The sequence below is a fragment of the Streptococcus parasanguinis genome, from assembly GCF_031582885.1.
Lineage (GTDB): Bacteria > Bacillota > Bacilli > Lactobacillales > Streptococcaceae > Streptococcus > Streptococcus parasanguinis_M.
The window spans coordinates 935494-956790 of record NZ_CP133988.1 but is presented as its reverse complement, the minus strand read 5'-3'; the positions used below and the strand labels follow the sequence as shown (position 1 = coordinate 956790).

At 43.8% G+C, this 21297-nt stretch carries 20 protein-coding genes and 1 pseudogene; 4 read left to right on the top strand and 17 right to left on the bottom strand.

What is annotated here, in order from left to right; genetic code table 11:
* Positions 1-9 precede the first annotated feature (9 nt).
* The 10 genes from RDV49_RS04505 to RDV49_RS04460 form a co-directional block, all read right to left on the bottom strand.
* The gene (locus RDV49_RS04505; protein WP_003008401.1) at positions 10-723 is read right to left on the bottom strand and encodes a nitroreductase family protein; all 714 of its coding nucleotides are present in this window, start codon (positions 721-723) and stop codon (positions 10-12) included.
* Entirely contained in the window at positions 720-1619 is a 900-nt protein-coding gene (gene dnaI, locus RDV49_RS04500; RefSeq protein WP_003008404.1) for a primosomal protein DnaI, read from the bottom strand. Before dnaI ends, RDV49_RS04505 begins: the two co-directional genes overlap by 4 nt.
* Entirely contained in the window at positions 1620-2798 is a 1179-nt protein-coding gene (locus RDV49_RS04495) for a replication initiation and membrane attachment family protein (protein WP_003008409.1), read from the bottom strand.
* A complete protein-coding gene (nrdR, locus tag RDV49_RS04490) occupies positions 2799-3272 on the bottom strand; it encodes a transcriptional regulator NrdR (protein ID WP_003005476.1) in 474 nt (157 codons plus the stop codon). It abuts the gene before it with no gap.
* A 164-nt stretch (positions 3273-3436) separates the two neighbouring features.
* Positions 3437-4249: an endonuclease/exonuclease/phosphatase family protein gene (locus tag RDV49_RS04485; protein WP_003008412.1), complete on the bottom strand. Its 813-nt coding sequence runs from the start codon at positions 4247-4249 to the stop codon at positions 3437-3439.
* An 85-nt stretch (positions 4250-4334) separates the two neighbouring features.
* Complete coding sequence (locus RDV49_RS04480; protein ID WP_037608409.1) at positions 4335-6527, bottom strand: PTS transporter subunit IIBC; 2193 nt, start codon at positions 6525-6527, stop codon at positions 4335-4337.
* A 236-nt stretch (positions 6528-6763) separates the two neighbouring features.
* Positions 6764-7462 (bottom strand): response regulator transcription factor, encoded by a 699-nt coding sequence (locus tag RDV49_RS04475; RefSeq protein WP_003008419.1) that lies wholly within the window; start codon positions 7460-7462, stop codon positions 6764-6766.
* 9 nt (positions 7463-7471) lie between these two features.
* Complete coding sequence (gene gnd / locus RDV49_RS04470; protein ID WP_003008422.1) at positions 7472-8896, bottom strand: NADP-dependent phosphogluconate dehydrogenase; 1425 nt, start codon at positions 8894-8896, stop codon at positions 7472-7474.
* A gap of 168 nt (positions 8897-9064) precedes the next feature.
* A complete protein-coding gene (locus tag RDV49_RS04465; RefSeq protein ID WP_003008427.1) occupies positions 9065-10543 on the bottom strand; it encodes a flotillin family protein in 1479 nt (492 codons plus the stop codon).
* Positions 10544-10666: 123 nt separating this feature from the next.
* Positions 10667-11206, bottom strand: a complete 540-nt coding sequence (locus tag RDV49_RS04460) for a YceD family protein (protein WP_037608048.1) — start codon at positions 11204-11206, stop codon at positions 10667-10669.
* 197 nt (positions 11207-11403) lie between these two features.
* On the opposite strand from RDV49_RS04460, the gene RDV49_RS04455 reads away from it, so the two are divergent.
* The 3 genes and pseudogenes from RDV49_RS04455 to RDV49_RS04445 all read left to right on the top strand — a co-directional run bounded on the left by RDV49_RS04455 (position 11404) and on the right by RDV49_RS04445 (position 13767).
* A complete protein-coding gene (locus RDV49_RS04455; protein WP_003008433.1) occupies positions 11404-12264 on the top strand; it encodes a helix-turn-helix domain-containing protein in 861 nt (286 codons plus the stop codon).
* A 111-nt stretch (positions 12265-12375) separates the two neighbouring features.
* Positions 12376-12552: a hypothetical protein gene (locus RDV49_RS04450; protein ID WP_182448471.1), complete on the top strand. Its 177-nt coding sequence runs from the start codon at positions 12376-12378 to the stop codon at positions 12550-12552.
* Positions 12549-13767, top strand: a pseudogene (locus RDV49_RS04445) (MFS transporter). Before RDV49_RS04450 ends, RDV49_RS04445 begins: the two are co-directional and overlap by 4 nt.
* A 26-nt stretch (positions 13768-13793) precedes the next feature.
* On the opposite strand, the gene htpX reads toward RDV49_RS04445, so the two are convergent.
* Entirely contained in the window at positions 13794-14690 is an 897-nt protein-coding gene (gene htpX / locus RDV49_RS04440) for a zinc metalloprotease HtpX (RefSeq protein WP_003008442.1), read from the bottom strand.
* 1 nt (position 14691) lies between these two features.
* Positions 14692-15252, bottom strand: coding sequence for a LemA family protein (locus RDV49_RS04435; RefSeq protein WP_003008445.1), 561 nt, complete (start codon positions 15250-15252; stop codon positions 14692-14694).
* Between the two features lie 70 nt (positions 15253-15322).
* On the opposite strand from RDV49_RS04435, the gene rsmG reads away from it, so the two are divergent.
* On the top strand, positions 15323-16036 hold the full coding sequence (rsmG, locus tag RDV49_RS04430; RefSeq protein ID WP_003008448.1) for a 16S rRNA (guanine(527)-N(7))-methyltransferase RsmG: 714 nt from the start codon (positions 15323-15325) through the stop codon (positions 16034-16036).
* Positions 16037-16251: 215 nt separating this feature from the next.
* On the opposite strand, the gene RDV49_RS04425 is transcribed toward rsmG, so the two are convergent.
* From RDV49_RS04425 to RDV49_RS04405, 5 genes are all read right to left on the bottom strand, one after another.
* Entirely contained in the window at positions 16252-17154 is a 903-nt protein-coding gene (locus tag RDV49_RS04425; RefSeq protein WP_003008451.1) for a carbohydrate kinase family protein, read from the bottom strand.
* A gap of 83 nt (positions 17155-17237) precedes the next feature.
* Complete coding sequence (locus RDV49_RS04420) at positions 17238-17990, bottom strand: SDR family oxidoreductase (protein WP_003008453.1); 753 nt, start codon at positions 17988-17990, stop codon at positions 17238-17240.
* 4 nt (positions 17991-17994) lie between these two features.
* Positions 17995-18825, bottom strand: coding sequence for an energy-coupling factor transporter transmembrane component T family protein (locus RDV49_RS04415; RefSeq protein ID WP_003008456.1), 831 nt, complete (start codon positions 18823-18825; stop codon positions 17995-17997).
* Positions 18797-20500: an ABC transporter ATP-binding protein gene (locus RDV49_RS04410; RefSeq protein WP_003008459.1), complete on the bottom strand. Its 1704-nt coding sequence runs from the start codon at positions 20498-20500 to the stop codon at positions 18797-18799. Before RDV49_RS04410 ends, RDV49_RS04415 begins: the two co-directional genes overlap by 29 nt.
* Positions 20501-21274 (bottom strand): nucleoside phosphorylase, encoded by a 774-nt coding sequence (locus RDV49_RS04405; RefSeq protein ID WP_037608051.1) that lies wholly within the window; start codon positions 21272-21274, stop codon positions 20501-20503. It abuts the gene before it with no gap.
* Between the last annotated feature and the right edge of the window lie 23 nt (positions 21275-21297).

The following is a 21297-nucleotide window of genomic DNA, read 5'->3' as shown; positions in this document are numbered from 1 at the left end:
CTCTTCATTTCATAATAGTTTGTGTTTTTCTAGTAGTTTTTTGGTCTCTTCTTGTTCAGGTTGACCAAATTGAGCTGCAAGACGCTCGCTCCAGCTGTCGGTTGCACGCGCTCCAGCATAATCTGCCTGAACCTTGTCATAGGCAGTCACAACTGATAGGTCTTGTTCTTGGTATTCTTCTTCAAAAGCAACCTGCTCCAATGGCAAGCGTGGTTTCACTGCATGTTGCTGGTTGGGTACTCCGAGAGCAATCCCAAAAACAGGATAGGTATAGTCTGGCAGACGGAAGAGTTCTGCGACTTCTTCTGAACAGTAGCGCAACATGCCGATCATCACTCCACCATAGCCGAGACTTTCAGCTGCCAATAGCGTATTTTGAGCTGCTAGAGCCGCATCCACTGAGGTGATCAGTAAGTTGTCCACCCCTTCAGGATGGAAATCCTGCTCATGAAGTTTGACAGCTTTTTCAGCACGGTTTAAATCCCCAACAAAGAGGAGAAAGACGGCTGATTGGCGAATTGCTTCTTGAGGAAGCAAGTCGTATAGAGCTTCTTTCTTTTCCTTGCTTTTGACCACAATCACAGAATAAGACTGAAAGTTTTTCCAACTTGATGCCATCTGCCCAGCTGATAAAATTTCCTTGAGGTCAGCTTCTTTGATGGCTTCTTCCTTAAAACGGCGAACAGAAAAATGAGATTTCATTAAACGGATGGTTTCATTCATCGGCGATTGACTCCTTCCAGATGGATTTCCTTGGCTAAAAATTTCACGCGCTCCATGACCCGTTTGGCCTGCCAGGTTTCATCTCCATTACGCGAAGCTGCAAAATGACGTTCCAACTCTTCAAAATTAAAGTTAGAAGTAAAGAAGGTTGGGAGATTTTCCTGCATTCGGTGCTGCAAAATCACTTGTAAGATTTCATCTCGCACCCAGGCTGACATCTGTTCCGCACCGATATCATCGAGAATTAAAATTTCGGCTTTTTTCACCTGATCGACGGTTTCTTTGACCAAGCCTGAACTGATGGCATTTTTAACATCGATCGCAAAACTTGGAAAATGAAGTAGGGTAGTAGAGGCCTGGCGTTTTTCGGATAAATCATGAGCCAAGGCTGCCATCATGTAGCTCTTTCCTACTCCAAAATCACCATAGAGGTAGATCCCCTTTTGATATTCTGGATAGTTGGCCACAAAATTGGCTAATTCCTCAAAGGCCTCAAATCGCCCCTTATCATCGAGTTCTACCTTGGCTAGACTCGCTTCTTTCAAGGTTGAAGGGAGATTGATCAAGTTGAGACGTTGGTTGATCGCAGCTCGTTTTTGGGCTTCGATTAACTCTGGCGTTTCCTCATAAGCGACATCCGCATAGCCTTCATTCATGGTGAGGATGGGCTTATAACCTTTGGCAATATAATCTGGATCTCCCAATAAGAAACGGTTGCGTTCACTAATGTATTGATTAAATTTTGAAATACTACGTCGAATTTCTTGTTCAGACAAAGACTGGTCCTTGATAAAGGCAGCCACTTCTTGGTCTGCCAAGATCTGTGCGACCAAATCCTCATAGTTAAATTGACGCGCACGGTTCATGTGAGACATGGTTTGACCTACACTTTCCATCTACTCACCTCCTTGATTCAGTTTTTCTAACAGACGTTGTTTCTCTTTAGCAAGATCCACCTTTTCTGCTTGACTGGTTTGATTTTGATAGTTTGGTTGGCTCCACTTGGGAACATTACTGTGCTTGCTCTTGGCTGATGCAGGACTCGTCCCCTTGTTTCCTTGAGACTTAGCTTGTTCCTGGCGTTCTCGAACTTTTAAAATCGCTAGTTCTGCACTGTTGACCCCTTGATAAGAAAAATCATTTCCTACCTTCAAAGCATACTTTTCATTGAGATTAGCAGACTGGGTCTTGTTAAAGGTCAACAATAAGATAATATTGATCACCTCATCTAGTAAGCCTAGATCAGCTAACTTGGATAAAGTCTTGCGTTCGCTCTGCGTAATGGTCGCATTGCGTGCCTTCTTAATCTCCGCTAGAAATTGTAGGCTGGATTTTGCCTTAGCTTCTCTCAGAATGGTTTCTTCCTGACGGCTATAGGACATGCGGGGTTGCTCTTGGTTGGCCTGAGCCAACTTTTGCTTCATTCTCTTTGGAGAGACAATCCGGTCTACAGCCGTTTCTTTTGCTAGGAGATAGGTTTCATACCAGGTCCATTGTTGCTCTTCTGCGATGGCAAAGAGAGCTAGGGTTGCTTCTCCTTCATCCGCAAAACGAAGTCCATCACGCCCCATCATTCGCTTAAACATCTCCATATCAAACTGCTGTTTCTTACTTGGAAGAACGGTCGTCTCCCCAGCATCTATTCCAAAGACTTGCGAGAAGGAAACTTGCCGTCTAGTCCCTAAAGAGCGTACTGGGAGCAGATCTTCCACGGCCTTTTCCCCAATCTTTTTTTCAAGCAAGCGTTTGAAAACAGCATTCGAAAAAAATTCTCCTGCCTCAAGAGGAGCATGTAACTGAATGGTGATCCCAACTTCTTCCTCATAGAGATCGATCAACCCCATGGCAATTAACCGGTCAAAAGCCAGTAGCAACTGTGGAAATCCTATATTCAAATGATTGAGGATTTGAGCCAGTAAATATTGTTTTTCACCCTGATCATAAGAGGCCAGCAGATAACGATAAACCGTTACCGTTTCCACCTCCAAAATAGGCAGGTAATACTGCTCCAATGCAGCCCCTGCCGGTGGAAGAAGATTATTTTTTAAAAATGCGAAAGGCGTATTGGGCTTCATCTATTTTTCCTTTTTCTTCTTGGTTCCCTTCGTAATTTGTTTCAAGAGGGTTTCTAACTCACCGACATCCTTGAAACTCCGGTAAACACTAGCAAAACGGACATAGGTGATCTCATCTAGATCTGCTAACTCATCCATGACCAACGAACCAATATATTCACTGTTGATTTCATTATCACTTTGGCTGCGAACCTTTTGCTCGATCCGGTTTACAATTTCTTCGATTTCGTCACTAGAAACAGGCCGTTTTTGAGCTGAGCGGATAATACCATTAAAGATTTTATCACGAGAAAATTGCTCGCGTGTCCCATCCTTTTTGACAACCACTAGGGTCCGCTCTTCCACTCGTTCGTAGGTAGTAAAGCGATAATGGCATTCTTCGCATTCCCTGCGACGACGGATGGTGTTCCCATCTTCAGCTTGTCGACTATCCACCACACTAGACTTACTTCCACCACATTTTGGACAACGCATTTGCTACCTCCTTAAACTGTTTTAACACTTCATTTTACCATAAATTGAATCGTAAAGAAAGCAGAAGAACAGGAGAATCCCCTATGCTTGCTCCTCATTGATCCATAAAAAAGAGTCGAAGGACGATTGAATAAAATCGTTTTCCTTTCGACTCTCCATTTATATTAAAGTGATAATTCAGCTTCTAAGCCATAGTGATCACTGACATGGGGTTTGTTTTGATCATCAAAAATGACATGTAGACGCTGGATGTCCCATTCTGGACTTGCAAAGACGTAATCGATTCGCAATGGAACTTGATTATCCGTCCAGCCATCGATTCCAGGTCCTACAGTATAAGTCCCCTTTGTTTCTTTGGCTTCGATAAAACTATCTTGAAGTTTTAGCGAACTGGATAGAATCGTTTCATACCCTTCTTGACCAGCAGGATTATTGAAATCACCAGCTAGAATAAAAGGTTTGCCTACTTGGCTGAAGTACTTCTCAATGCGTGGCCACTCAAATTGGAAACCTTTGTCCCACCAAGAAAGATGGACGCTGGCAACAGCAATCTCTTTTCCATCGACACTGGTATGGGCAACGGCCACCCGACGCGTATGGTAGTCCGTTGGATCATCCATATTGGAGACCAAAATCTCATCCGCCTTCAAAGGTTGACGCGAAAGAACGGCTACCCCCTCATTGAGGTGATCATAGCCAATATGGTTGTAAGCCCAAGTCCAGTAATAGTGAAGACCTTGAGCAGCCAACTCCTCAACCAATACGCGAACAAAGTGATCCTTGTGAATGGCTACAGCTGATGGCAAAGCTTGATAATACTCATCCGTTTTGACTACTTCTGAGGCCATTTCTTGATTGACCTCTTGGAAACAGATCACATCATATTGTGCTTCTAAAATTTGCTCCTTGAGGGTCTCAAATTTTTGCTGGGCATTCTCTTCCATCCAACTATGGGAATTTAATGTTAAAAATTTCATCCCCTGATTTCTCCTTCTTTTCAAATCAAGAAACGGCAAGAGGCCGGGTACACTGCCCCAACCTCGTTTTCTTTGCCGACATCTCTTATAATTCTACTGTTGCAACTGGTGCATTTGCTGCCAATTTACCAGTATGTTCGACCTTAACGGATTTAATCGCATCTGCATTTGTGAAGACAACAATTGTTGAAGTTTCACGACCAGCTGCACGGATTGCATCAAGGTCTGCTTCTACCAAGAGGTCTCCAGCAGCCACTGTTTGACCTTCAGAAACTTTAACCTCAAATGGTTTTCCTTCAAGACTAACAGTATCTAGACCGATGTGAACCAAGACTTCCAAACCATTATCTGTTACCAAACCAAGGGCATGTTTGGTTGGGAAGACGCTAGTAACTTTACCAGCAACTGGTGAAACGATGTGGCCATTTTCAGGCTCAACTGCAAATCCGTCACCCATCATTTTTTGTGAGAATACAGGATCTTTCACATCTTCGATGTTGATCACTTCACCATCTGCAACGGAATGCACTTCATCAGTTACCCCTTTAAAGGTTGCTTCAGCTTTTTGAACTGCTGTCATTTGGCTAGGAAGTGTTTCAGGAATAACTTCACCCGAATCAAGAACGTCTTGGATATCAGATTTCAATACGTCAGCTTTAGGTCCGTAGATTGCTTGGACACCTTGTCCTTTCATGACAAGACCCATAGCGCCTTCAGCTTTCCATTGTTCTTCTGTTCCGACTTTTTCAGCGTCCTTAACGGTTACACGAAGACGAGTCATACATGCGTCAACGTCTACGATATTGGCACGTCCACCAAGAAGGTTGATGATGTTAATGACTTGTGAGCTTGCTGAGCTTGTAGCAGCACCTGCTGCTGCACCATCTCCTGCAGGGGCATCATCATTTTGTTCATAGTTACCGTTACGTCCTGGAGTTGCATAATTGAATTTCTTAATCATGAAGTTGGCAATGAAGTACATGATAAAGGCAAAGAGGACTGTTACCCATACAAAGTTAAAGATATCTAATGCCAAACCAGCGTTGATGGCCATTGGGGTACGTGTCAAAAACTCGATTGAACCGAATGAGTGGACACGAAGGTGAACCAAGTCAGCCATTGCAAAGGCAGCTCCTTGAACAAAGGCATAGATTAGGTATAAAGGTGTTGCAATGAACATGAACATGTATTCAATTGGTTCAGTAACACCTGTCAAGAATGTAGCAAGGGCAGTTGCAAAAAGCATCCCTTTGTATTTTTCTTTCTTATCTGGGTCCACATTGCGATAGATAGCAACTACAACCCCCATCAAGATACCAAATGATCCAATCATTTGACCAACTTTGAAACGAGCTGGTGTGTACGCATGAAGCAAGTGTTGGTATTGGCTAGGATCTGCCTTCTTCAAGTTAACAAGGTCTGTTACCCAAGCCAACCAAAGTGGATCTTGTCCAAATACAGTTGTTCCTTTGGCAGCACCTGTAAGAACTTGGTAGCTACCACCCAATTGAGTATAGTTGATTGGAATGGTCAACATGTGGTGAAGACCAAATGGCAAGAGAAGACGTTCTAAGGTACCAAACAAGAATGGTGCCAATACTGGAGCTGTTGATTGTGAGTTGGCAATCCAAACACCAAATCCATTAATTCCTGATTGAACTACTGGCCACAAGGCTGCCAAAACCAAGGCTGTAAGAGCTGAACGAACGATAACAACGAATGGGACAAAGCGCTTCCCGTTAAAGAAAGAAAGGGCTTCTGGAAGTTTACGGTAGTTATAGTATTTATTGAAGGCTGTTGCTCCAACAAAACCTGAGATAATCCCTACAAACACCCCCATATTAAGTGCCGGTGCTTCAAGGACACTAATGAAGTAGTCTGCAACTTTAATTGATCCACCTAAGATCGTATGAACGGTAGCATCCTTATCGGCCAACATTGCAGATGTCACTCCGAAAACTGCACCGGTAATACGGTTAATCAAGATGAAAGAGAGACCAGCCGCAAAGGCACCCCCAGCACGCTCTTTGGCCCAGCTACCACCGATAGCGAGTGCAAAGAGGATGTGAAGGTTACCGATAACCCCCCAACCGATTTGTTCGAGAATCCCACCTGTAATAACAAGTGGAGATAAATTCGGGTTGATCATAGGGATTGATTTCCCGATTGAAATCATCAACCCAGCAGCTGGCATGACAGCGATAACGACCATCAAGGCCTTACCAAACTTCTGCCAGAATTCAAAGCTAAATAAACTTTTGAATGATCCTTTATTCATCATTCAACCTCCTTATATTGTTTAAGGCTTTTGTTTTTAAGAAAACGTTTGCGCTTAATTTGCTTCTAGTATACCACATTTTAAAAATTTGTAAAGCCTTACATTCATTTTTTTCTCCAAATTTTATCTTTTTTTATCTTTTTTAAGCCAAATCCTTTTTAAAACCCATCCTTTCCAAACGCAAACGTTTCCCTTGGGATATAAAAATATTCGAACCCTCTAAGGGTTCGAATATTTTATTCTAATGCGTCTTGCATGGCATAGCCAATCCCACGAACGGTCTTAATATAGCTTTTTTGACCGGGTAAATCAATTTTCCCACGGAGATACCGGATATAGACGTCCACAATATTAGTCTCACCCGTACTCTCGTACTTCCAGACACTTTCCAGCAACTGATCTCGTGTCACCACTCCTTTGCTTCCCATCAGAGTCGCTAAGAGATCATACTCTCTGCGGGTTAAACTAATCATGTCTTTCCCACGATAGACGGTATGGTGTTCCACATCAATGCTCAAATTGCGGTATGATGTTGGAATTTTCATCTGGCTACAATGTTGGTCAATATAATCACGACCTCTAAAAATGGCTGTGATCTTATCCACCAAATCGCTGATAATAAAGGGTTTGACCATATAGGAAACGGCAAAGCGCTGAATACTCTCTTTGTGCTCAGCAATTTTATCGCGGCTATCCAAAACAATCAAGACAGAAGCTGGACGAATCCGACTGATTTCCTCTGCGAATGTTTCACCAGACATATCTGACAAATCGTAATTAAACAAGATCAGATCATATTTAGTCGCAGCAATCAAGGCCAGACCCGCTTTTCCATCCTCGACCACATCAACTTGATACCCCTCTTTTTGAAGTTCCAAATCAATGAAGCGAGCGATTTGCTTCTCATTTTCTACTAGTAGAACTCGTTTGACCATAGAGCAAGATTATTTTTCGTCGTACCAAGAATAGTGGAAGGTACCTTCTTTGTCTTTACGTTGGTAAGTGTGAGCACCAAAGTAGTCACGTTGTGCTTGGATCAAGTTTGCCGGAAGATCCGCTGAACGGTAGCTATCGAAGTAAGTGATGGCTGCTGAGAAGGTTGGTACTGGTACACCAGCTTGAACAGCAAGAGCTACGATATCCCGAACTGATTGTTGGTACTTAGCAGTAACATCTAAGAAGTACTCATCCAATAGAAGGTTAGCAAGATCTGCATCGCGGTTGTAAGCATCTGTGATCTTTTGCAAGAAACGAGAACGGATGATACATCCATCGCGCCAGATAGATGCGATGTCCGCAAATGGCAAGTTCCAGTTGTTTTCTTTAGAAGCAACACGCAATTGCGCAAAACCTTGTGCGTAAGAGATGATTTTTGAGAAGTAAAGGGCTTGACGAATTTTTTCGATCAACTCAGCCTTGTCTCCTTCAAATTTGAATGCAGCTGGTTTTGGAAGAACCTTGCTAGCGTGTACACGTTCTTCTTTGTAAGCAGAGATGTAACGGGCAAATACTGACTCAGTGATGAGTGACAATGGCACACCAAGGTCAAGGGCAGATTGGCTCGTCCATTTACCAGTTCCTTTGTTCCCTGCAGCGTCCAAGATGTAGTCTACGATTGGTCCATCTTGACCTTCATCGTCTTTGCGTTTCAAGATATCAGCAGTGATTTCGATCAAGTAGCTGTCCAATTCACCCTTGTTCCATTCAGTGAAGATTTCAGCCATGTCTTCTGCAGAAAGACCAAGCAAGTGTTGCATGAGGTCATAGCTTTCTGCGATCAATTGCATATCCCCGTACTCGATCCCGTTGTGGACCATTTTCACGTAGTGACCAGCTCCATCAGGACCGATGTATGTCACACATGGTTTTCCATCTTCAGGCGCTTTCGCAGAGATTTCTTCAAGAACGTCCGCTACCAAGTCATATGCTTCTTTTTGTCCACCAGGCATGATAGAAGGACCTTCAAGGGCACCTTTTTCACCACCAGATACACCTGTACCGATAAAGTTAATCCCTGAGTTCGCCAACTCTTCGTTACGACGGATGGTATCTTTATAGAAAGTGTTTCCTCCGTCGATCAAGATGTCACCTTTATCCAAGTGTGGAAGAAGGGCTTGGATAGTTGCGTCTGTACCAGGTCCTGCTTGAACCATGAGCATGATACGACGTGGTTTTTCGATTGAGTTTACGAAGCTTTCGATATCATAGCTTGGCACAAAGTTTTTATCAGGATGGCAAGCAATCACATCTTCTGTTTTTTCTTTACTACGGTTAAAAATGGCAACTGTGTAGCCACGAGATTCGATATTAAGGGCAAGGTTACGACCCATTACGGCCATACCAACAACACCAAAGTTTGCTTTAGTCATGTGACACTCCTCTTTATAGTTTGCCTTTATTCTACCATTTTTCCTCCTCAAAAGAAAGCAGAAAATAGCTTCCCGCCTTCTCTAGAGGGAGAAGATCATGCAAGTCATTTGATCTTAAAAACAAAAGCGCCCGAGAAACAGTTCTCAGACACTTCTTGATGAATGGCATTAATCTTCTTTAGAAGCTAACTCCTCTGCTTCAATGACCGGTTGTTCTCCTTCTTTGAGTTTATTGACCGTCATATTGACCCCAAGAGCTCCTGCTAGCAATTGACGAATATCAAATCCGGCTCCTTGAGAGACTTGGTCGATACTTTGCATAATATCGCCCACCATCTTAGAAGCATTGCCTTCCCCGTACATGGTGATCTTATCAACCTTGGTTAATGGTTCTGCGACAGCACGCGCAATTTCAGGCAACTTATCAACGACCATTTCAGTAATGGCAGCTTCTTGCATTTTCTTCATCGCTTCGGCCTTTTGGTCCAAACCTTTGGCTTCGGCTTCCAGTTTCAAGCGAATGGCTTCAGCCTCGGCACGACCTTTAGCCTCAATAGCTTCGGCCTCTTGCAATTGGGCAAATTTCTCAGCTTCGGCTTGGGCTTTTCGAGCTTCGGCTTCTTTTTGTGTTTCGAAGAGTTCTGCTTCCGCCTTGCGTTGGCGTTCAATCAATTCTGCTTCTGCAGCTTGTTGACGCGCATATTTTTCAGCTTCAGCTTGTTTGCGGATGTTGGCATCCAATTCTTGCTCACGAACCTTAACTTCGCGCTCTTTGACTTCCGCTTCTTTTTCCTGTTTCATGATATTAGCTTCGGCTGCCACGCGCTCTTGTTCACGACGTTGCACCTCTGCCTCAATCCCTTTAGCGGCATCCGCTTTTGCTTGGGCAATATCTGCTTCTTGCTTGAGGGCTGCTTGTTTGAGTTTTAATTCGTTTTGTTTTTGCGCAATTTCAAGATCGGCTGCGACGCGTTTGTCGTTAGCCAATTTATCTTGTTCTGCTTCAACTTCCTTGCGTTCACGTTCTGCTTTGGCTTTGGCAATCAAGGCATCTTTCTTAATGGTTTCAACATTTTCAATCCCGAGGTTATCGATGACTCCCCCTTCATCAGAGAAGGATTGAACCGTAAAGGCGATGACTTCTAGACCCATTTTTGCCAAGTCTGGTGCTACGTTGTCCTGCACTTTTGAGGCAAACTCTTGACGGTCATTGACCATCTTACGGAGCTCCATCTGACCGATCACTTCCCGCAAGTTTCCTTCCAAGACATCTTGGACAGAGTTGGAAATATCTGTCGTATTCCAGTTCAAGAAGTTTTCTGCAGCCCGGGCAATCATTTCATCGGTTGTACCGATTTTTAATTTAACAGCTGCATCGGCACGGACGTTAATGAAGTCCAGTGTTGGGACTGCTTCTGACGTCCGAACATCTGTCGAGAATTGCTCAATATCAAGATAAGAGCGTTGTTCGACAAAGGGAATCATAAAGCCTGCTTTCCCACGCAAGTGACGTTGCTTCCGAAGACCGGTAATGACCACGACTTCGTTGGGTTTAGCATTGACATACCCTTTGACCAACAAGATCAATACAAGAATGGCTACGATTACAACAGTAATCAACCAACCTGGAATAAATAAAGTATCCATACTTTTTCTCCTTTTTAGAGGTCTACCCTCTGTTGTTTATTAATCCTAGTATATCAAAAGAAGGCCTTTCCTCAAAGAAAAGACCTGTATTTATGTCTAAATTTATCAAATGCAATCTCTAGCTTATTCTTCGTCAAACAAGCCATTTAGACCGGCGAAAGGACTGTTTTCTTCTTTCTTAATCGCTTGAGTGGCTTGGTATTCTTCTTCGGATAGGATTTTCCAATCATTGCCTTCGATAAAACCTTGTCCAGCCTCTTCTTCTGGAGTAAGAACCTTGAGGGGAATATTGAGCAGGATATTATCCGCTACACTCTCACTCAGGTCAATCTTCCCACCTTCAATTGGAAGGATCAAGTCTTCCTCTAGAGCCTCGATATCTGCGTCAGACTGTACATCCTCCGCAAACACTTCTGTTACAGGATAGCTTTCTTGAAGCTCGACAGGCTCCATACTTCGGCTAGATGCCAAAACGATGGTGTAGCTCAACTGGTAATCCAAGACATAGAGGCCTGTATCATAGGCTACTCGTCCTGTCGCCGTCACATTCTTTAAATCAAGAATTTCTGGATTACGCTTTTGCAATTCCTTGAGCAAATCCAACTCTTGATCAAAGGCTAGTCCTTCAGGATTTTTACGGATTTCTTGTGTAAATAGGTTCATTCTTTTGTCCTCAAATCTTCTAGATACTACTAGTATATCATGAAGCTGCCCCTCAACCAAGAAGTCTCCTCAAAAATTTGTTATAATCATGAAAAAAGATACAGTAACTAGGCCAATTGGTGTTGTACACAAGGTCCCACCATCTCTTGGACAAAAGAGGGTCACTGGCTAGGGCATTGTTAGATAGAGGAGAATTCATGAAAGAAATCGGAGCTGTTTTTCGGCAAATACGTGAAAGTCGCCACATCTCTCTAGAGGAAGCTACGGGTGGCGAATTTTCGCGCTCCATGTTATCTCGATTTGAAAGAGGGGAAAATGACCTGACGACCCAACGGTTTTTTAAGGCTTTGCAACAGATCAAAACGAGCCTCAGTGAGTTTTCCCATCTAGCTGGAATCGATCAGCACTCCTTTATTCCCAAATTGTTGAAAGAGCACTATGAAAACATGAGTTTGGAACACGATCAAGCCTTGTACCAAAGCTACCAGCAAGCCTATCAGAAATATCACAAAAAAGAAGACCTCTTAGCCAGCATTATTCTCAAAGTCCAAATGCTTGGCTTCTATCCTGAGGTGGAGCTCACCGCTAGCCAAGAGGAACTGGATTTCCTCCATGATTATCTCTTCTCTGTCACAATCTGGGGAAATTTTGAATTAAACCTGTTTTCTCTGACCTCTCCACTTTTCTCTAGTCGCCTCTATCGACAATACACAGAGGAGTTGGTCCAAAGGGAGGATTTCAAGCTTCTCCTAGATTCCTCTCGTCCTGCCCTTAACTCTATTTTTCTTAATGGCTTCTTTCTGGCCATTAGTTCAAATGAATTTGAAGATGCAACCTATTTTGATCAGTTGATTAAGGACCACTTTTACTCCGAAAACGAAGCCTACCTGCGGACGGTTTACCTCTATGCCAACGGAGAATTTCTCTATCGAAAGGGAGAAAAAGAAGCTGGTCTTGAAAAGATGGAGCAGGCCATCCAGGTCCTATCCATTCTTGATTGTAAGGACAGTGCCAACTACTACAAACAGGGCCTGCAAGAACTGATCAATAAATCCTAAAAACTCACAGATCTATCCTGTGAGTTTTTGTTGAAAATATGCAACATTTCGTTTTTTCTTGTTTTTGAAGTCTATAATAGAACCATCAAGCAAAGAAAGAAGGTTCTTCCCATGATGACCAAACTAAAAAATCACTTTTTCCATCTTCTTCTCACGCATACCAGCGTCTATCTGAAGGATCAGGAACTAGCTCTCTCTGAAGAGGAGAAAATGGACCTCTTCAAACAGATCTTTCGATCCATCAAACAAGTCCTAGCAACTGATCACATGAAGGAGGAAGGCTTATGAAACTCTTAGTCCGTAATAAGATTTTTGCCTTACTTAGTCTTTCTCGCTTTTTGAATACCCTTGGCGCTGCCATCTACAATCTGGTCTTTGTGGTCTTTGCTGCCAGTATGCCGCAACCGAGTCTGGCAGTTGGCATTGCCAATCTCATTGTATTTATTCCTAGCCTCTTTACCATTTTTGTCGGAATGAAGGCTGACCGCACGAAGAAAAAAGCTAACTGGTTGATCCGCATTGGCTATCTTCAAGCCATCCTCTTCATCCTTATTGCTCTCATGACCAAGATTCCAGGTTACCTAGCCTTTTCGATTGTTTGCTTTTTAAACATTGTTTCAGATTGTTTGAGTGATTATCGCGGAGGCTTGCAACTCCCTATCATGAAAAAGAACATCACTGACGAGGATTTGATGGAGGCCTATTCCTTCAACCAACTACTTAGTATGGTCTGCTCGATTTCTGGACAAGCTCTAGGAGTTTGGCTGCTAGCCATCAGCCATCAAAATTTCGCCCTGGTCGCTTCGATCAATGCCGTGACTTTTCTCCTGTCTTCCACTTGTCTCCTGATGAGAAAAAAGCAGCTGACACATGATCCTGTCATTGAGCCCAAAAGTAAGAATTCTTTGCTACACGAATGCCAAGAGATGTACCAGAACGCCAAAAGTATTTTTGCAGATGAGGAGGTCCACCACTTTGGCAAGTTGCTCTTCTCATTGGTTCTCATCAATGCCCTGGGGGGGATCCATCTCAGGTATCTACAATCTGCAACTGCTTCACTCCCCCTTCTTTCAGTTGAGCTTTAGCCAGTCGCTCTTGATTTTAGAGGCAGTGACTATTTTAAGCATGGTCTGGGCTAGTTTGACACCCCATGACTATTTTTCCAAGCAATCGCTCCACCATACCCTCCTGTGGATCGCAGGTGGGCTGACCATGCTTGGGCTCACAAATATCCTGATGCACTGGGACATTCTTTCCCTTCTACTCATCACTTTCCTTGGTTATCTTGTAGCAAAAATCAACCCAAAAGTTTCCAGTCTTTTAATGAGTAAATTGCCCGCTGAAAAATTAGCTTCTACCTCTAGCTTTTTGGGACTGATGGTCAGCTTTGCCATGCCACTTGGGACAGCTCTCTTTTCTAGTCTAGCTATCTGGAGCCTTCCCATAGCTTGGGGGACCTTTGCCATCCTTGGTTTCACTACCTTCCTCTTAACTACCAAATAAAAAATCCACCGTTTGGTGGATTTTTTTTACATTTTTCTTAGGCGAGCCACCCGTTCAGCAATGGGTGGGTGGGTATAAAAGAGTTTTTGCAAACCGGTTTCTTTTTTTGGATCGTTGATAAAAAGTGCACTGCTCGCATCATCGACATGTCGTTGCATTGGTTCACTATTGTCTAGCTTTAACAAAGCATTTATCATTCCTTGAGGATTCCGTGTCAATTCAACACTTGAAGCGTCTGCTAGGAACTCCCGTTGACGAGAAATGGCTAACTGGACCAAGGTCGCTGCTAATGGCGCTAAAACGATGGCAAGCAAGGAAAGGATCAACATAACAATCTCCAAACCACCGCTACCTTCTCGATCATCGTCCCGGCTACGGCCACCGCCCCACCACATCATCCGGCCACCAATGCTAGAAAGCATGGTGATGGCACTGGCAAGGGCCACTGCAATCGTCGAGATGCGAATATCGTAATTGCGAATATGGCTGACTTCGTGTCCGATGACTCCCTCCAATTCCTCACGGTTCATCACAGCTAGAAGGCCTGTTGTCGCTGCAACAGCTGCATTTTGAGGATTAGATCCAGTCGCAAATGCATTCATCGAAGGATCATCCACAATATAAACCCGAGGCATGGGAATCTGAGCTACCATAGCCATATCTTGGACAATATGGTAGAGTTGAGGGGCTTGCTCTTCGGTCACCTCACGCGCCCCGTTCATCCGCATGACAACTTCTGTTGATTGGAAAATCATACTAAAGGCATAGATACCGCCAATGATTAAGGCTAGGATGACGCCACCAAGGGAGGAGCCTAACCAGAGGTAGCCAACGGCTGCTCCGATAAGAGCTAAGAGTATGAAAAAAGCAATAAGGAGAATCCAGGTTCTCCTTTTATTGCTTGCAATTTGGTCAAAGAGCATATTAGTCTCCTAATCCGCTAAAGTCCACCTTTGGTACTGCTTTTTCTTCTTCAGGCACTTGAAGAAATTCAGCTTGTCTGAAGCCGAACATTCCAGCAATTACGTTTGTTGGGAAAGTTTCCAACTTGACATTGTAGTTGCTTGTGACACTGTTGTACAATTGACGCGCATAAGAAATTTTGTTTTCTGTATTGGTCAATTCTTCTTGCAACTGCATGAAGTTGGTGTTAGCTTTCAAGTCTGGGTAGTTTTCGGCAACCGCAAAGATGCCTGCTACTTGACGGGAAAGAGCATCGCTGGCCGCCATTGCTTCTGCAGGTGAAGAAGCTTGCGCTACTTGTTGGCGAAGTTGAGTCACTTTTGCTAGTGTATCTCCTTCGTACTTAGCATAGCCTTTAACGGTTTCGATCAAGTTTGGAATCAAGTCATTCCGACGTTTCAATTGCACATCAATTTGACTCCATGCTTCACGAGTTTGCATGCGGCTTTTCACCAAACCGTTGTAAACTCCTACTACAATCAACACAAGGACCACAAGGATCCCAAGAATAATCCAAATCATTTTATTGAATTCCTTTCATTTCTTTCTACCAGTATATCAAATTTCCCTTATTTTGTGGTAAAATAAAAGCATGAAACCAGAAGAATTTTATGTCCGTTTAGCCGAACTCGGCTTCCCAGTAACTGACCGTCAAAAAGAGCAATACGAACGCTATTTTGAGCTCCTCGTGGAATGGAATGAAAAGATTAATCTCACTGCCATCACCGAAAAAGACGAAGTCTATCTCAAGCATTTTTATGACTCTATCGCACCCATTTTACAAGGCTTGATCGAAAACCAACCCATCCGTCTCTTGGATATCGGAGCTGGCGCCGGCTTTCCAAGCCTTCCTATGAAAATTCTTTTCCCTGAGCTGGATGTGACTATCATTGATTCCCTTAATAAGCGGATCAATTTTCTCCACTTGCTGGCTGAAGAGTTAGGTTTGAGCGGAGTTCATTTCTACCATGGACGTGCAGAAGACTTTGCGCAAGACAAGGCTTTTCGTGCCCAATTTGATATTGTAACTGCCCGCGCCGTTGCCCGCATGCAAGTCCTCTCTGAACTGACCATCCCTTATCTGAAAGTAGGAGGACGGCTTCTTGCTCTCAAGGCCAGCAATGCTCCAGAAGAGTTGGAAGAAGCCAAAAATGCCCTCAATCTGCTCTTTAGTAAGGTTGAAGACAATCTACAATATGAATTGCCAAATGGGGATCCACGCTATATCACTGTTGTCGAAAAGAAAAAAGAAACCCCCAATAAATATCCAAGAAAAGCAGGTATGCCCAATAAGCGGCCATTGTAGTAAGATACAAAGGGCCAAGCGGATAATGTCAAATAAGAGGCTGGGACAAAAGTCCTAGCCTCTCAATTATTTTTGGATTGTCAAGCAAGACGCGGTGGTTGAGTGGGCTCTACTACGCTGATTTCATCAGCTTTTACAGCCCTACTCAACTGTGAGGAGGTGGGACGACGAAATCGAATTCTAACGAATTACCGATTTCTGTCCCACTCTCTTTTTTATTTTTGTTTCAATTCTGTTCGTAGGGCTTCTTGCTGCTCTTTTGTCAGATGAACGCCCTTACTTGCAACAATCTGGCTAGAGACTTTGTTGGCAAATCTTAAGGCTTGCGTGATATCTAAGCCTTCTAAACGAGCGGATATGAAGGATCCCACATGGCTATCTCCAGCGCCTACTGTATCGATGACTTCTGTTGGAAAACCGTCTGCCTCATACCAGTTGCCATCATAGGCAACCGCTCCGTTTTCACCCAAGGTGACAATGACCAATTGCCCCGTTCTCTGATACAAGTGTTCGATGGCTGGCTGGATCTCTCTACACCCTGAAAAAGCCAGTGCTTCAGCCTCATTAACATGGAGAATTGGATGCAGATCATAAATTGCTTCCAGTCGATCCTTTGGAATCAAGAGTCCGCGTGGCCCAGGTGCGAAAATCACCTGGCCTTCTAGTTGCGAAACAGACTGCACCAATGCAAGACCGGTTGGCTCCTCAACTTCAAGGCCACACAAGTAGATATAATCAAATCGATCTGTCTCGATATCTTTTAGCCACTCTGCTTGGAAGCTATACTCCACTCCGTGGTCCGATAAGAAGGTCCTTTCACCATCAGACTCTACAAAGCAGTAACAGCAACCATTGGCCCCTTCTAATGAGATGCTAGAGGAAATCCCTAATTGTTTCAGCTCTCTCCGAATAAAATCACCATATATTCCAGAACCGACTGGCGAGACAAACTGGTAGGGTTGCGACAAAAAATGAAGGATATTAACGACATTAAAGGCACAACCTCCCACAGACCATTGCTGGTGATCAATATGGGCATCTCCTTCACGACTTGGCAAACGATCCAAGTAAATCATCACATCACAAACTGTAGAACCAATAACTAACGCAGCTGTCATCTTTTTCTCCTTACTTTGCCTTCTATTATACCAGAGGAAACATAAAAAACAACCAACTCCTTGTGGTTTGGTTGCTTCTCTTTTTAATCACGATAAACGGGTTGAGGGCCAAAGGTTTGGGAAACTGGCATGATTTCAATCCGATTGACATTGACATGCTTGGGCTGTTGGATCAACCAAGCTACGGTGTTGGCAATGTCTTCCGGCTGAATGGCATGGGCATCTCGATAGAGGGCTTCTACCCGTTTTTCGTCTCCTTTAAAGCGAACAGAAGAGAACTCCGTTCCTTCGCAAAGACCGGGTTCAATATTGCTGACACGAATCTTCTTGCCGGCTAGATCCGCCCGAAGATTGAGGGAGAATTGCTTGACAAAAGCCTTGGACGCCCCGTAAACATTGGCCCCTGGATAAGGTACAGTTCCTGCTGTAGAGCCCAAATTGATAATATAGCCATCATTTCGTTCCACCATCTGGGGCAAGATTTTCCTTGTCAGATAGGTCAAGCCGACAATATTGGTCTGAATCATGGTCAGCCAGTCTGCGACCTCTGCTTCATAAGCTGGGGCGAGGCCTAGGGCCAAGCCAGCATTATTGACCAAAACATCCACTCTCTCCCAAGCTTTTGGCAAACTGGCAAGTGCACGATCTACCTGAGAAAGATCCGTCACATCCATTTGCAGGGGATAAAAGGCTTCTCCTAACTCTTCTTGGAGGGCCTGTAATTTTTCAATGCGTCTAGCTGATCCGATCACACGGTATCCATCTGCTACTAAGCGACGGCAAATCGCTTGACCAAAGCCAGCTGAAGCTCCTGTTACTAAAATCGTTTCTGACATGTCATTACCTCCATGGATTGTAAAAACGTCCCTGATTGACAAAGATCAGGACAATACTAAAGACCAGAACAGCTAATGCTGATAGAATCATCCCATAATCTTTCATTTCCATGGCTTGATGAGAATACCAGGTCCGCTTTTTATTTTTACCAAAGCGACGTAATTCCATAGCCGTAGAAATGCTGTCAATCCGCTCAAGTGAGCTAAAGATTAAGGGAGAGATGATTTGCAAATTGCCTTTGATCCGCTTGATCAGCTTGGCCTTTTTGGACAACTCCACCCCTCTGGCTTCCTGAGACAATTTAATCGTTTGATATTCTTCTTGTACGTCAGGAATGTAACGCAGAGTCAAGCTGACAGAATAGGCAATCTTGTAAGATACTCCAATTTGGTTGAGGCTTGAAGCAAACTGACTAGGATGGGTCGTCATCAAAAAAATCAAGGCTAGAGGTATGGTACAGACATACTTAAGAGCTAGATTAAAAAGATAAAAGAGTTCCTGCGAGGTGATACTATAGGAGCCCCACCCCTTCATCAGTACCGTCTTTGCCCCGTAGATCTCTACTCCATACTGGGGGGCAAAGAGATAGACCATGACAACATTTAACAGTGCAAAAACAAAAGCAAATGCAAGCACAAATGAAATATCCCGAAATCGAATACCAGCTGTAGAGAATAAAAGCAAGGCGCCCACACCAATTCCTAGAAGGAGCCGGGTATCATAACTCAACATGGCCGCAAGAGATACAAAAAGAAGAAAGAGTAACTTACTCGCACCTGAAAGGCGATGAAGAAAACTCGTCCCCTCATGGTAGCCGACTAATCGATGATTCATGACCTGCTCCTTTCTGTTGCATATAAAACTGCGTTAGCGCCAAGGGATCCATTCCTAATCGATTGGCTAAAGCAAAAATCGAAGTCTCTTTGAGATTAGCCTCTTGTAAAATATCCGGATGAGTGAACAGCTCTGCAGGTGGGAGATCTGCTAGAATTTGTCCGTCTGATACTACAAGGGCACGATCAGAATAATCCAACATCAGTTGCATATCATGGGTAATCATGACAATGGTATGGCCTTTTTCTTGCAAGCTATTTAGAAATTCCATGATTTCAGTGTAATTGCGCTGGTCCTGACCTGCTGTCGGCTCGTCCAAGACCAAAATTTCTGGTCCTAAAACTAGTATAGAGGCGATGGTCACCCGTTTCTTTTGCCCATATGAGAGAGCAGAAATCGGCCATTTACGAAACTCATAGAGACCACAAGTTTTCAGTGCTTGATAGACACGCTCTTTGATGTCTTCTTCAGCGACACCCCGCAAACGCAAACCTAGAGCGACTTCGTCAAAAATCATATTGGTCGAAATCATTTGATTGGGGTTTTGCAGGACATAGCCCACTCGCTCAGCCCGCTCCTTGACACTCTCCTGCTTGATATCTTCACCTCTAGAGGTGTATTGCCCATCTGTGGTAATGAATCCACAGATGGCTTTCGCAAGAGTTGATTTTCCTGCCCCATTCTTCCCGACAATCGCTAAGCGCTGCCCTTTCGGAATCGTGAGGGATATATCTTTTAAGATCGGATGATCCTTTTGATAAGCAAAGGAAATCTGCTCCAACTTCAATAGTTCTTCCGTCTCACCAGTTTTAGTAAAGGTCGCTTCTGTAATGGAACGATTCACACCAGTAAGTTCGATATCTTCTAGACGATCTAGATGCTCCAATTGATCGATATCCTGACCAAGCTGGCGAAGAGTTGTTAAATAAAGAGGTTCTCGAATCCCATTTTCAGCTAGCAGTGTCGTCCTCAACAACTCATCTGGTTGACCATTATAGAGAACTTGTCCTTGATTGATCAAGATAACCCGATCGACAGGACGGTAGAGTACATCCTCTAAACGGTGTTCGATAATAATGGTGGTCGTCCCCTGTTCTTCATGAATCTGATCGATCAGATCAATAATATCCTGACCCGACTTGGGATCTAGATTAGCCAGTGGTTCATCAAAAAGGAGGATCGGACTTTCGTCAATCAGAACACCTGCTAAACTCACTCGCTGTTTTTGCCCACCGGACAAATCTTGTGGCCGATGATCCAAGAGCTTCATCAAATCCAAGCGTTCTGCCCAACTCTGCACACGCTCTTTCATCGTTCCCAGATCCACCATGTCATTTTCAAGAGCAAAAGCCAAGTCTTCTGCGACACTCAAACCAATAAATTGGCCATCTGTATCTTGCAAAACCGTACTGACCAAGTGAGATTTCTCATAAATACTGAGATCAAAGGCTTCTTTCCCCTGAATGAGGAATTGCCCACTACTGGTTCCCTTATAGATATTAGGGATAATCCCATTTAAGCACTGGCCAATGGTTGACTTACCAGAACCAGACGGCCCAACAATCAGAACCTTTTCCCCCTTATAAATGGTTAAGTTGAGATTTTTCAAGGTTGGTTCAGACTGTGCCTTGTATTGGAAGGAAAAATCCTTCAGTTCAATCATTGCTTCTTTCATTTAGTTTGCCTTTTCCCAAAAGAGCGCAAATTGGATGGCTAACTCCGCGATGCGATCCTTGCTATCTAAATCTTCATGACTAGATAAGGTTCGGATATCCCATTTTTCTTCCGAGAGGTGGTCAGCTGCATAGAAGAAATGGCAGAGCTCAAAGCCTCTATAAACTGCTAGGGCTGCCACTGCCGAACATTCCATATCCACACAGATGGCTCCTGCTTCCTTTCGTCGCTTCATCTTGTCGATGGTTTCCCGGTAAGGTGCATCTGTCGTCCACACTTTTCCTGACTGATAAGAAACCTTGTGACTGTCCAGAAAGGCTTGGAAGAGAGGAAGGGTTTTCTTGTTTACTTCCACTTCATCACTAGCCGGAAGATAGTGGTAACTGGTCCCCTCGTCGCGAAGAGCAGCTGTTGGAATGATAATGGAGGTTGCTTCGATATCTCGATCTAATACCCCACAGGTCCCAAAAAGAACGAGTTTTTCCATCCCAAATTGAATCAGGTCCTCTATAATCCCCACGCAGGAAGCAGCCCCAACTGGTGCATTAAAGGCACCAATCTGTTGGTCTCCAATAGTGATCCCATAGACCAGGACTTCAAAATTAGCCATAGAGGTTCTTGCAATGACCTCGTGGTCATAATTCTCAAGAAGGCGCGCAAAGGTTACTCTTGAAAAGCAAGAGATGACAACTTTGGGAAATCCTTCAATTGGTTGGTGTAAGTCTTGTGGATTGATAATCGCCTGTCGATTGGCATCAAATTCTTCTAACAGCATTTCGTGCACCTCTTTCATTCTAC